The sequence below is a fragment of the Pseudovibrio flavus genome (assembly GCF_009711345.1).
Classification (GTDB): Bacteria; Pseudomonadota; Alphaproteobacteria; order Rhizobiales; family Stappiaceae; genus Pseudovibrio; species Pseudovibrio flavus.
The window spans coordinates 14230-27091 of sequence record NZ_SMMA01000061.1 but is presented as its reverse complement, the minus strand read 5'-3'; the positions used below and the strand labels follow the sequence as shown (position 1 = coordinate 27091).

Genomic DNA, 12862 nt, shown 5'->3' with positions numbered 1-12862 from the left:
AAATTACTCAACTAACGCGCCATTGCAGCGCCAGCATAGGCATAGTCCGCTGCTGCGATTGATGAGCCGGATCTGGCTCTCCCGACAGCATGGACGATACCCAAATGGTCCTTCGGACCGCGGTCTGTGATCGTTACGCCCAGCCCCTCTTCTTCCAAAAGAAGCTCGAGACTGTTTGTAGCGTCACAGTGAATTCTGATTTCCTGTCCAGCCCAGTTAGCGCGTGGATATGCCATTGCAGCACCCAGATCATGCCCGTCGATGAGAGCGGTTATCACCGCTGCAATAGCTCCGGGGATGCGCTCGCTCCCTGCTCCACCAATCGCGTAATGCATATCATCAAGCGAGAATAGACTTGGGCATTGCTCGGTAACATCACGAGCGCCTTCAATGGGTTCCGACTCCATTGTATAGGAGTGTGCCAGAAGCAGACCGTAGGTCGGGTCGGCAATACGGGCGCCGAAGTGAGGACCGATAGACATGGTGATGGATACCTTATTCCCATGTCGATCGATGACAGCTAGATGCGTTGTATCCCGCTCCTCGGAGACGACTTCCTTTGTTGTCCATGCGCCTTTCTTTGGTGGAAGGGCTTTAAGAATGTCAGCTAAAGAACCCTCTTGGAAAGCCTCTGTACGCTTCTTCCATGCACCGCAGTTTTCATCTTCGACCCGTGAGATTAGCTCATCCCATGCAATCGGATCTTCCTTCATAGCGAGCGTTTTGAGATGCTGCGGCCTATCCTCAAACCCTTGGGCGATTGCGTGCAGGAGCGCAAGCTGGCGCTTATCTGCAGTATCAATGTGTGGTTTAACTTGCTGATAAAACGAGACTATCTGGCATAGAGTATGCCCCCAGCCCTGCTGGCCAATGGTTGTCAACTTCCAGTGTTCGCCGCCTGTAGAGACTATCTCACCCACCAAAGGTTCAGCGGATAACAAGTCCTGTTCAGTCCACCGTAAGCCTTTGGTCTTCAGAGTGGAAACGAAGTTATTCGCTGTTTTGCTATCGGAAAACGGGTCACTTTTCAGTGCAAGAAGGTCTTCCAGAAATGTTGCGATTCCCTCATGTTTAAAGATCTCGCCTTCCTTCGGTGCGCGGCCTTGCGGAAGATAGAAACGTTTCAAATCCTCGTCCGCAAAAGAGCCTTCTCGCCACTGCCAAACTTCCGCAAGAGCGGCGGGTACAGCAAATCCATCTCGTGCCAATTTGATGACAGGACGAACGAGCACCTCTATGGGCAGGGTGCCCGCCTCACCTTGCATTTTCAAGAGAGCCCTTAGGGCGCCGGGGATTGGCACTGCGCGCGCCGGCCCGCGCCCCTCCTGCGCAAAGGTCTTTGGTGCTTTTGTTGCGCCATCTATGGCTGCTGCATCCTCACCTTCCATCTGGAAGAGGATTTGACAACGCCCCGCTAACGAGCAGTTGGCAGGGTCCGTCAGCATCATGGTGAGCGCGCAGGTGAACGCTGCATCAATAGCGTTACCACCTTGCTCCAGAACTTGCATAGCCAGATCACTCGCAAAAGGGCTACCACTGGAAACCGCACCGAGGTTCCCTTCCCCTTCATCGACAAATTTATTATCTGGAGAGCGTTTGGATTGGAGCGCCGAGTGGACCGCCTGCAATTGTTGCGGTTCACTCATGCTTTGCATTTCTTTCAGGAGAATTGGCCGAAGCTCAGATGCGCATTCTCCGCTAAGCAGGAGACCGGCCAATTTCTCTGTTTGCGTGATCATGCGCTTACCAGCTGGTCCTCTGTCTGAGGCATATGCTCAAGATGGCAAGAAGTAAGGCGATCAGCATTACCCAATCTCAAAGCCGGAATGTCAGCCTTACAAATGTCCTTTGCAAACTGACAACGCGGATGGAAGGTACAACCGGACGGTGGGTTCAGCGGAGACGGGATTTCGCCAGTGATCGGCTGGAAATCCTGTCCACGCTTATCAAGCCGCGGTGCTTCTTCAAGCAATGCTTTGGTGTATGGGTGACGAGGGTTGTTGAAGATTTCCTCGGTCGTGCCGATTTCAACCACCTGCCCCAGATACATAATCGCGATGCGGTCGGAGATGTGCTCTACCGCGCCAAGGTCGTGAGAGATGAACACATATGTGAGGTCCAGCTCTTTGCGCAGCTCCATGAAGAGGTTCAGAACCTGTGCTTGAATGGAAACGTCCAGAGCAGATGTTGCCTCGTCACACACAATGAGCTTTGGCTTCAAAGCAAGAGCGCGTGCGATACCAATACGCTGACGCTGACCACCAGAAAACTGGTGCGGATAGCGGCTCATATACTGGGCATCAAGGCCAACCTTGTTCAGCAAGTTGCCGACATATTCTGCACGCTGGCTGCGCTTGATAATGCCGTGGGCAACGGGTGCTTCACCTACAATCTGCTCTACACGCAGGCGCGGGTTTAGCGAGGCAAACGGGTCCTGAAAGATCATCTGCACTTCCAGCTGGTAGGCCTTCTTTTGCGCAGATGTCATCTCATCTAGAGCAACGCCGTCGTAGGAAAGCGTGCCTTTGGAAGGGTTTTCAACCCCAGCCACAATGCGGCCGAGGGTAGATTTACCGCAACCACTTTCACCAAACTAGGCCAAGCACCTCGCCCGGACGAACCTCAAGGTTCACCCCGTTTACAGCGCGCACTTCTGTTGCTGCGTATTTGGAGCCAAAAACGTTTGCGATTTTCTCGGCAAAGTCCGGCTCGCTGCGGTAGATTTTGTAGAAGTCTTCAAGCTTCAAAAGTGCAGACATTACGCCACCTCCAACGGGTTGTGGCAGCGGTAACGACGCACACCATCAACATTGGTTTCATCCGGCCGGCTTACACCGCACTGTTCGCTTGCAGCGAAGCAGCGTGGCTGGAACGAGCAGCCCTTTGGCAGGTTAAGCAGGCTTGGTGCCATGCCCGGAATTTGCCGCAAGGTTTGACCGCGTGGAACGGAGGATGGAATGGAGGAAATAAGCCCGCTTGTGTAAGGATGGATTGGCTGATCAAGCAATGGATCAACGTCGGCATACTCAACAATGCGGCCCGCATACATAACGGCCACTTTGTGCGCCAAGCCTGCCACAACGGTCAAATCGTGGGTTACCCAGATGAGCGCCGTGTTGCGTTCCGCCATAAGCTTCTGCATTTCGGAAAGGATCTGGGACTGGATGGTCACGTCAAGAGCTGTTGTCGGCTCATCAGCAATGATGAGGTCCGGCTCCAGCATCAGGGCGATGGCGATCACCACACGCTGACGCATACCGCCCGACATTTCATGCGGGTAGTTGCGAAGACGCTCGGCAGGAGAAGGAATACCAACCAAAGCAAGCGCCTCGGTTGCCATTTCACGAGCACGAGCCTTTGAAACGTCGCGGTGTGCGAGAACGGTTTCCACCATCTGCTCTTCAATGCGCAGCAGCGGATTAAGCGTCATCATCGGGTCCTGAAAGATCATCGCAATGCGATCACCGCGCAGGCCCTGAAGTTTCTTCTCGCTCATACCGCGCAGGTTCTGGCCGTTGAGCAGGATTTCACCGTCAACGACTTTTCCCGGCTCATCGATAAGGCCCATGATGGAGAAACCGGTGATGGTTTTACCGGAACCGGATTCGCCCACCAGCGCCATAACCTCGCCCGGGCCGACATCAAAAGAGATGCCGTCAACCGCCCGAACAATACCGGCTTTGGTATGAAACTCGGTTGTAAGATTGCGAACGGAAAGGACTGGCTGGGTCATTTGTGAAGCCTTGGGTTAAGCACATCGCGCATCTGGTCACCAACAAGGTTGATGCAGGTCAGGGTCAAAAGCAGAGCAATACCCGGATAGAAGCTGATCCAGTAACGGCCGGAAAGCAGGTAGCCAAAGCCGTTAGAGATAAGCAGGCCCAGTGATGGCTCGGTGATAGGAACACCAACCCCGAGGAAGGAAAGAGATGCTTCGATTGCAATTGCGTTTGCGATCTGCACGGTGGCGATCACGATAACCGGTGGCAAGCAGTTTGGCAGAACGTGACGGAACAGGATGCGCATCTGGCCAAGGGCCGTACAGCGAGCTGCCATCACATAGTCTTTGCGGATTTCAGAAAGCGCTGCACCGCGGGTCGTGCGGGCAAAGTATGCCCACTGGATCATGATGAGCGCGATGATCACCTTATCAACGCCCTTACCAAGAATAGCCAGTAGGATAAGCGCAACAAGAAGTGCCGGAAAAGACAGCTGGATGTCTACGATACGCATGATCAGGCTTTCAACCCAACCACCGCGCCATGCAGCGAACATACCAAGGGTCATGCCGATAAGCACAGCAGAGGTAACAGCGATAAAACTCACCAGCAAAGAGGTTCTAAGGCCGTAGATCATGGCAGAGAACATGTCTCTGCCCTGCTCGTCTGTTCCCAGCAAATAGTAGTTGCCTTCAAAACCTTCAGACATTGGCGGCAAGCTGCCATCCAGAATGTTTAGGCTTGCAAGGTCATATGGATTTTGCGGCACTACGAATTCGGCAAACGTTGCTGCCAGAATAATAAGTACCACAGCGATGCCCGCTCCTACTGCTACCGGACTGGTAGAGAACTCGGAGACGAGCCTGCGGAAAGGAGTTTCAACAGCCGCACTCATGCATTTTTTCCTTTCGTGCGGATACGCGGATCAAGAAGCGAGTAGACCAGATCCACTACAAGGTTGATGACGACGAACAGGAAGACGGTGAGCATGAGGTAGGCAACAACAACCGGACGATCGAGAAGACCGATACTGTCGATGAGGAGCTTACCCATACCAGGCCAGGAGAAGACGGTTTCTGTAACAACCGCAAAGGCCAACACGCTACCCAGCTCAAGGCCAAGAACCGTAACAATCGGAATAAGGATGTTTTTCAGAATGTGGGTGCCAACGATGCGGCGGGTCGAAAGACCGCGTGCACGGGCATACTTCACATAGTCTTGAAGGGAAACTTCGGCTGTACCGGCTTGGGAGAGGCGGATAACAAGCGAAATTTTATAGATAGCGATGTTCAATGCAGGCAGGAACAAGTGCTGCAGACCATCAAGCGTTAGGAAACTGAATGGGATGCCGAACAGTTCGGCGGTTTCACCGCGTCCACCGGCTGGCAAGACACGCCAGAACACAGCAAACAGCATGATGAGCATCAGGCCCTGCCAGAAGTTTGGCGTTGAAAAGCCCAAAATCGAGCCTGCCATAATACCTTTACTGACCGGAGACTTCGGGTAAAGGCCTGCAAACATGCCAAGCGGAATACCAATGATGACCGCAAGAAGCATTGCAAAGGCTGCAAGTTCTAACGTTGCAGGAAGGCGGCTTAGAATAAGCTCAAGCGCAGGCTGGTTATGAACGAAGGATGTGCCAAGGTCGCCCTGCACAACACCTTGTAGGAAGTGCCAGAACTGGACAAGGATTGGCTGGTCGAGGCCAAGACGGGCAATAGCGGCTTCTTGAGCAGCCAGATCGTCTTCAGGGTTGATCAGGAGATCGACCGGGTTTCCGACCATATACAGGCCGAAAAAGACAATAGTAGCCATAACGCTCATGACGAGGACGGACTGCCCCAGTCGGCGAATGAGATATGCGAGCATAGTGAAAAGATCCTAGGCGGTTCCGGCGCGGAGGTGTTTTCCGCGCCGGACTCTAGATGCCTTAGTTGGTAGGACGAACAGTAGTCAGCACGGTTTGCTGGTCAGCGCGCGGCGTAATGGTGAGGCCAGCGCGGGTAGCCCAAGGGGTTACTTCGTAGTGAAGCGGCATGATTGCCATGTCGTTCACTGCGATTTCACTGCCCTTGCGCAGCAGGTCGTCGTGGGCTTCTGTATCAACAGTTGCCAGTGCTTCTTCAACAATCGCATCGAGTTCAGGGTTGGAGTAACGGCCACGGTTGGTGCCGCCCAGACCCTTATCTTTGTTCTGGGATGCTACAAGAGCACGCAGTGGAGATGCCATGCCTGCACCGGATGCGCCCCAGCCTGCAAGGTATGCAGAGAACTCGTACTTGTTACGACGGGAGAAGAAGACGCTCTTGGTCATCGCATCAACTTCGGTTTTGATACCAACGCGGGAGAGCATCTGTGCTACAGCCTGAGCGATCTTTGCATCGTTGATGTAACGATCGTTCGGGGTACCGAGAACGAGGTTAAAGCCGTTCGGGTAACCTGCTTCAGCAAGAAGACGCTTTGCTTCTTCTACGTTGGACTTTTCCATCGGAATGTCGTGGTTGTAGCCACGCATGAAGCTTGGAACCAGCTGGCGAGCCGGTACTGCAAGGCCGCCCATGATCTTGTCGGTGATCAGGTCACGGTTGATTGCAAGAGACATTGCCTTACGAACGCGAAGGTCCTTAAGCGGGTTCTTGCCGTCAGTACCGGAAATGCCCGGGGATGGCTCGGATTCATGATCGAAGTGGATGTAGATCACGCGGGAAGAAGCGCCCTGCACTACGTTGGTCTTGTCGTCTGCACGCAGACGGTCAAGGTCCTGTACCGGAGGCTTTTCGATGATGTCTACGTCACCTGCAAGCAGAGCTGCAACGCGTGCGCCATCGTTGGTGATCGGACGGATGAGGATCTCATCCCAGTGTGCAGCTTCACCCCAGTAGTCATCATTCTTGGTCAGAACAATGCGCTCACCTTTGGTGTAGTTGCCCAGCTTGTATGGACCGGTACCAATTGCAGCTTCGCCAGAGTTGTAAGCTTCGGAAGCTGGGTAGCTTGCGATGCCTTCACAGCCGTCCTTCTTGTAGGTCACAGGACCGTCGTGACCAGACGCGCTTGCAGATACAATACCGAAGCTTGCAAAGTCAGACAGAAGCAGCGGGTATGCAGATGCAGTGGTCACCTTCAAGGTGTAGTCATCTACTGCTTCCATGGTTTCAGCGCGTTTGATGAAGCTGTTCATGGAAGATGGGCTGTTTGGTACGTTTGGAATACGGCACGCGGTGTAAAGGAAGTCGCGAACGGTAAACTCGGAACCATCGTGGAACTTAACGCCCTTGCGAAGGTTAAATACCCAAGTGGTTGGATCAGTTGTGCCCCAGCTTTCAGCAAGCTCAGGAATGATCTTCAGGTTTTCGTCTTCACCAACGAGAGACTCGAACATGTGCTTGCGAAGCGCATTGTTAGGGCCAAGGTTGTGGTAAAGCGGGTCAATGGATGTTGGCTCCGATGCAAAACCCGCTGTCAGGGTTTTGGCATTGGCTGCAACAGGTGCAGTTGCCAGTACGGATGCGGCAACTGCCGCGCTAAAGATATGCTTCAATGGAATACCCCCTCTGCTGTTTTTACGTAGTTACACAGATGGATACCGCGAAGCGCAATATTATGAGATTATCATCTAGTTGTATTCCGATACGGAATACCCCGGATGCAACACCTCAATCTCAATACCATGCCGTTGGGATACCTCTTCTATGTTATTGACAAAACAAGAGAAAAAGACATCCATTTCTGGCGTTCGTTTTTTTCCGGCAGGTTCAACCAGAGCAAGAGTGTGGTGGATAAGACTATCAAACGGGCGAATGCAAAGATCATCTGCCTCAGCGTAACAGGCCATCAAAGAGTTAACGACCGCGACTCCTATTCGCTGTTCAGCGCATTTGCAGGCGGAAACAACGCTTGCTGTCTCAATGGCAATTTTCTGTTTTACCCCCGCTCTGTTGAACGCTTCATCAAGCTGAATTCTTGTTGGCTGGCGGACAGATAGGACTATGAGATTCTCGTCTGCAAGGTCTGCTGCGGTGATCCTTTCCTTTTTGGCAAGGGGATGATCTTTATGCATGACCGCACTGCTTTTGGTTCTAAACAGCGGCGTAACGATAAGCGTCGGGTGCGAGGCTGGAAGCGTCAGCAGGGCAAAGTCTGCCTCCTGTGAGATCACCGCGTTAATGGAAGCGCTTGTGGTGCGTACATCATAGCGAACGCGTGTTTCCGGTTTTTGCTCGTAGAAGGCTTTCAGCACTTCCGGCACAAACGAAAAGGAAAGGCTTGGCACTGTTACGAAATTCAGTTTGCCGCGAATTGGGTTGTTGCTTTCGTTCTGTAGCTCGCGGATGGAAGATACAGCATCGAGAACAGACCTAACTCTGGAAAGCATATCAGAGGAACGCGGTGCTGGTATGAGTGTGCCCCGTTCGCGGTAGAACAATGGAAAACCAAGCTCTTCCTCAAGACGCGCAAGAATGCGGCTGACAGCAGATTGCGTCATGCCCAGCTCTCTGGCCGCGGCAGAAACTGTGCCCGAGCGCATAATCGCGTCGAATACTTCCAGTCGTTTAATTTGCATTGTGTGCCCCTCTCCTGTTAGCGAAGATGAGCCCAATCTTTCTCAACTACAAGAAAAAACGCCCGTATAAATAGTTAGTTGAATGGATCATGTGCCAAATGCTGCATGGTTTATGGCATTTAATTCCATCGCTTACTAATGCTTTGCTCAGTGGTACCAAGATGCTGGCATGCGACTGGGTTTCCTTACCTAAATCATGGCACAAAACCGAAACTGGGACAGAGGAACTACGTTTCTTCACTGGTAGATTCTCTTTGGCCTACCAGCTACATCGGCACATTCAAGCCGACCAATGAGGATGGAAAACCGTTCATCCTCTTTCTCCAAGTCGCATTGAAGGCGAAGTCCTTGAGACACGTTCATGGGAGTTCGTGCGCAGGTGCCTCGCATTCGCTTAGCGATGCACACTCCAGATTGGTCTCGGTAATAAGAAGTTATAAGTTGGGAGGCCCAAGAGTGACCGTTTCAGCGGAAGCAAAAGTCGGGACAGAGAAACCCGCAACCCCTCATGGCACGAAAAAGACGGGAACCATTCTTGGTGCCAGCGTCATTGCAGCAGGCACTGCCGTAGGTGCAGGCATGTTTTCTTTGCCTGTCGCAAATAGCGGCGTTTGGTTCACCGTGTGCTTACTGCTGATGATTGTAGTGGGCTACATCATGCATAGCGCCTCTATGTACATTATGGAGGTCACGCTCCATTTTCCGGAAGGCTCTAACTATGACAGCCTTGCAAAGGGCACGATTGGCAATTTCGGGCGTCTTATTAACGGCTTGTCCGTCGCTTTTCTTTGCTACGTTCTAACCTATGCTTACATTTCAGGCGGCAGCTCGATTATCACAAACTCTCTTTCGTTGTTTGGGGATGCCAGCTTGTCGCCGTGCACTGCCAGCTTGGTGTTCGCTGTCGTTCTACTAGCCATCGTACTGTGCGGCACGAAGACGGTAGACCGTGTCACCACTGTTTTTACAGGCGGTATGCTGATTACCTTCTTGGTGGGTTTGAGTGCACTGATCGGCAATGCGTCTCCAGAGAACCTGTTTCCGCCCCTCACCCTTGGCGAGCGTATGCCGTTTGCCTTCTATACAATCAGCTTTCTTGTCGCCAGCTTTGGCCTGCAGATCGTTGTCCCTACAGTGACGAACTATCTTGGTCTTGATCCAAAACGCACAGGTAAGGCACTTGTAATAGCCATCCTGCTAGCTGGTGCCTTCTACTTCCTTTGGATGCTGGCTGTATTTGGAAATCTGCCGCGCTCCGATTTTCCGGCAATTATTGCCAAGGGCGGTAACATTGGCGACATCCTTGCTGCACTCGGCAACTCTGGTGTTTCAACCCACATTTCCCTTGCTCTGCAGCTCTTTGGGAACATGGCAGTGGCAACATCCTTCCTGGGTGTTTCGCTAAGCCTGTTCGATTACATCGCTGATTTGTTCAGCTTTGACACCACCACGGTGATTGGTAAGGCGAAGACCGTCTGTATCGCCTTCGTTCCAACCATCATTCTTGCAATTTTGTTCCCTCACGGCTTTATCGCTGCGATTGGTTATGCGGGCGTAGTGCTGGTTATCTTTTCGCTTCTCAGCCCAATTGTGATGGTGCGCATCTGCCGTAAACGCAATCCGAACCTCTATCAGGTTGCTGGCGGAAACCTCAGACAGGCAATGGTGTTCGGTTTCGGTATTCTGATCTTCATTATCTCGATCTTCGAGATCACCGGCAATCTGCCTATCTTCCGATAATGCTCTGGGGGTGGGCTTAACATCACCCACAGCGCAATTAAAAAAAGCGTTGGCACTGGGCCAACGCTTTTCCTCGCATTTTCAATCCTGATAAGTATTCGAATTAAGTATTCCTAAAACAGCATAGGATCGCTCTGGAGGAACCCCAAAGCGATCCTTTTTTGTATGTATGGTTTGCCCGTTTACTCTGCTGGCTCTGCCACCTTTGCAATATCCAGATTTGGCTTACGCTTGCCTGTTTCTGGCAGGATAAAGCTCAAGATAAACAGTGAGGATGATGCTGCCACTGCAAGTTTTGCAGCATTGGCAATGTCACCGGTGTAGTCTGCCAATGCGCCAGCTACATACATCATCACTGCTACAACAGCGTAGGAGATGGACCAGAACATACCAAAAGCAACAGTCACACGCGCTGGAGACACTTTTGGATATTCGTGTGGCATGGAGAAGATTGCTGCTGATGGCAGGAACATGAACAGACCAGCAAGGCACGCGGAAACGGATGCCAGAACCGGATTCTGTGTGAAGACCATGAGAGCGACGAACGACGTTGCCAGGATGCCGCAAACTTGGATGACCGGCTTGCGTAGTGGGAACTTGAGAGCAACCGGAATACCAGCAAGCGACCCGATAACGCCAAAGCCCAGCAGCATTGCAGACAGGTAGTTTGCTTTTACTGCGAATGTCGGGATAAGCGGGAACAAGGAAGCTGCTGCGATGTAGCAGAACAAGATACCGGAGAAACAGATTGGCAGATACCAATTCACCGGCTCTTTCAGACCATCAGATAGGCCATAGGTTTCTACTGTGCCGCTTTGCGTTTTGCCCTGCACTTCAAAGTCATCGGCAAACAGGAACCACAGCACTAGGGCAATACCGCTAACTGCCGACACCAGCAGAAGCACGTTTTGCCATGTACCCATCATGGACAACAGCGAACCGGTAAACACGAGGCCAACAAGGTTACCTGTGTTGAAGGACGTCATGTTGATGCCGTTGATGATCGGACGTTCTGCTGGGGTGAAGTAATTAACAACGATCGGGTTGAAGTAAACGATAATGAATGCGCCGCCGAAACCCATAATCAGGCGGAAGACGAAGTACATTGGGTAGCTGTTGGCAAAGGCTGCGGCACCACCGCAAACAATCAATGCAGATGCGATACCAAAGGCCCACTTTGGACCAAGCTTCACAAGGAACCATGCTGCCATAAGGTTACCAATGATCTTGGAAATGGTGATCGCGTTGGTAATCCAGCTTGCAGCGGCATACCCTTCAACATTGTATGTATCGAGAATATTCATCGTCATCATCGTGCTGGCAATCCACGATGCGCCAAACAGCGCGTATGTAAGCCAGACGATGAAGCCAATAATCCACTTCTTGTTACTCATCATAGTATCCAGAAATTTGGCCTGTGTGCTTCCACGAATTTAACTGGTAGTACTCAGGCGAGGACGAGTGAAAAATGCGAGGGTTCCTCCGGCACCAGCAGCGCCGGAGGATTTCTCGGGGGAACAAGATCAGTTGAGGATTGGGGAGATATCGATGGCTCGATCTTCACTATAAACGTGAGAATTATCGAGGACCTTGCACTCAGGAGCGTCGAAATCAAGGTCGGAGAGCTTCACAACCAATGTGTCGAAATTGAAGGTTGATTTGAAGATGTATTCGTTGGTTACGAAATCGATCATCGTGTACCAGTAGGTGCCTGGGCCTTTGATATGTTCCGGCGTTGTATTGTACTTGATGTAGCGCTCTGTCACCGCAGCTGCCAACGGATCGGTGAACATGCCAAATGGATAGGCTACCTGATACGCGATGGACATAAGGAATGCGCGAAGCTGCTCGTTGTTTTCTGCTGGAGGCAGATTATCAATCAGCATGTTGGAACGCACGAAGCGGTCGGTTGAAGACAAAGACCAAGGAATGGTTTTGAGAGACGGTTCTTCAATCGCGGCGAACACTTCCATATGCTTGCTGTAAGCAGGTGGGTTTGTAAGGATGCGCGTTTTTTCGCGGCAATGATAGATTTTCATCTCACCGTCATCGATCTGGATGATCGCTGAATCGCCGGTCTTATCTTCAATCGCGATGTGTTTTGTATCAGTTGCATATTCAACCTCTAGCGGCGCTGCGCGAAGGTTGATTTTTGCAGAAATGTCGGAGACTGCATCAGCGACGGTTTCAAAATTATCGAGGATGTAAACAAGCCACTTGCAGCTGTCGAGCATCGGCAGGTCGGGCTTGTTGGTAATCTGAGAGCCGTTGTCGTAGTACAAAGTGTGGCAGCCAAGGCCCACTTCGTTCATGCCGTCCATTGGGAACACGCCGTTAGCGTATACCACCACGCTGCCGTACTTGGACGTCCATTCAAAACCATTCACCTCGGAGCTGGTTTCTTTAACGCCTCTTACGCGCTTCATAATGCTTGGGTTTACTGGGGAAAAAAAGTCCAGGCTGCGGGAGCAGAGCATAGAACCATCTTTATGGTTCAGGAAAATTCTAGTACACATAATTGCCTCCAACGCTGATATTTCTTATCGCGTGTTGAGGATCATATATTCTTATCTTTCGCAGTATATTCGTAGCTTAAATTAGGCTTGAGGGCATTTTTGGATAAAATTCGCCCTCATTATACGAATAATTGCGTGCATATTTCAATTTTCACTGCTAATGCTACATAAAATGCCTACATATTGGGCATTTTTCACATGTGCGATTTGCTGCACACGCCTATGTGATATCCCACAGATGCAAAATAATATATTATTTTGATCGCGGCCACGGTAGCCGGACAGTACTCTCTGGTTAGGGCGCAAGAGCACGCGCAGCCTCC

9 protein-coding genes and 1 pseudogene are annotated in these 12862 nt (G+C 51.6%); 1 reads left to right on the top strand and 9 read right to left on the bottom strand.

What is annotated here, in order from left to right; translation table 11 throughout:
- Window positions 1-11 precede the first annotated feature (11 nt).
- The 7 genes and pseudogenes from E1162_RS09360 to E1162_RS09330 all read right to left on the bottom strand — a co-directional run bounded on the left by E1162_RS09360 (window position 12) and on the right by E1162_RS09330 (window position 8283).
- Window positions 12-1646 (bottom strand): gamma-glutamyltransferase, encoded by a 1635-nt coding sequence (locus E1162_RS09360; protein WP_257098885.1) that lies wholly within the window; start codon window positions 1644-1646, stop codon window positions 12-14.
- An 89-nt stretch (window positions 1647-1735) separates the two neighbouring features.
- Window positions 1736-2759, bottom strand: a pseudogene (locus E1162_RS19785) (ABC transporter ATP-binding protein).
- Window positions 2759-3733, bottom strand: a complete 975-nt coding sequence (locus E1162_RS09350; RefSeq protein WP_155129934.1) for an ABC transporter ATP-binding protein — start codon at window positions 3731-3733, stop codon at window positions 2759-2761. The pseudogene E1162_RS19785 and the gene E1162_RS09350 overlap by 1 nt, the downstream one beginning before the upstream one ends.
- A complete protein-coding gene (locus tag E1162_RS09345; RefSeq protein ID WP_155129931.1) occupies window positions 3730-4614 on the bottom strand; it encodes an ABC transporter permease in 885 nt (294 codons plus the stop codon). The genes E1162_RS09350 and E1162_RS09345 overlap by 4 nt, the downstream gene beginning before the upstream one ends.
- Entirely contained in the window at window positions 4611-5588 is a 978-nt protein-coding gene (locus tag E1162_RS09340) for an ABC transporter permease (protein WP_155129928.1), read from the bottom strand. The genes E1162_RS09345 and E1162_RS09340 overlap by 4 nt, the downstream gene beginning before the upstream one ends.
- Window positions 5589-5649: 61 nt before the next feature.
- Window positions 5650-7260 (bottom strand): ABC transporter substrate-binding protein, encoded by a 1611-nt coding sequence (locus E1162_RS09335; RefSeq protein ID WP_155129925.1) that lies wholly within the window; start codon window positions 7258-7260, stop codon window positions 5650-5652.
- Window positions 7261-7335: 75 nt separating this feature from the next.
- Window positions 7336-8283 (bottom strand): LysR family transcriptional regulator, encoded by a 948-nt coding sequence (locus E1162_RS09330; protein ID WP_155129922.1) that lies wholly within the window; start codon window positions 8281-8283, stop codon window positions 7336-7338.
- A gap of 456 nt (window positions 8284-8739) precedes the next feature.
- Here E1162_RS09330 and E1162_RS09325 point away from each other — a divergent pair, with 456 nt between their 5' ends.
- A complete protein-coding gene (locus E1162_RS09325) occupies window positions 8740-10023 on the top strand; it encodes an amino acid permease (RefSeq protein WP_371311877.1) in 1284 nt (427 codons plus the stop codon).
- 182 nt (window positions 10024-10205) lie between these two features.
- Here the strand turns inward: E1162_RS09325 and E1162_RS09320 are convergent, their stop codons facing one another.
- Window positions 10206-11417, bottom strand: a complete 1212-nt coding sequence (locus tag E1162_RS09320; protein ID WP_155129916.1) for an MFS transporter — start codon at window positions 11415-11417, stop codon at window positions 10206-10208.
- A 129-nt stretch (window positions 11418-11546) separates the two neighbouring features.
- The gene (locus E1162_RS09315; RefSeq protein WP_155129913.1) at window positions 11547-12539 is read right to left on the bottom strand and encodes a linear amide C-N hydrolase; all 993 of its coding nucleotides are present in this window, start codon (window positions 12537-12539) and stop codon (window positions 11547-11549) included.
- Between the last annotated feature and the right edge of the window lie 323 nt (window positions 12540-12862).

What these genes read in the sequence shown, in the direction of transcription:
- E1162_RS09360 (WP_257098885.1), bottom strand. Translation starts at nt 1,646, where the DNA reads ATGAGTGAACCGCAACAATTGCAGGCGGTCCACTCGGCGCTCCAATCC.
- E1162_RS09350 (WP_155129934.1), bottom strand. Translation starts at nt 3,733, where the DNA reads ATGACCCAGCCAGTCCTTTCCGTTCGCAATCTTACAACCGAGTTTCAT.
- E1162_RS09345 (WP_155129931.1), bottom strand. Translation starts at nt 4,614, where the DNA reads ATGAGTGCGGCTGTTGAAACTCCTTTCCGCAGGCTCGTCTCCGAGTTC.
- E1162_RS09340 (WP_155129928.1), bottom strand. Translation starts at nt 5,588, where the DNA reads ATGCTCGCATATCTCATTCGCCGACTGGGGCAGTCCGTCCTCGTCATG.
- E1162_RS09330 (WP_155129922.1), bottom strand. Translation starts at nt 8,283, where the DNA reads ATGCAAATTAAACGACTGGAAGTATTCGACGCGATTATGCGCTCGGGC.
- E1162_RS09320 (WP_155129916.1), bottom strand. Translation starts at nt 11,417, where the DNA reads ATGAGTAACAAGAAGTGGATTATTGGCTTCATCGTCTGGCTTACATAC.
- E1162_RS09315 (WP_155129913.1), bottom strand. Translation starts at nt 12,539, where the DNA reads ATGTGTACTAGAATTTTCCTGAACCATAAAGATGGTTCTATGCTCTGC.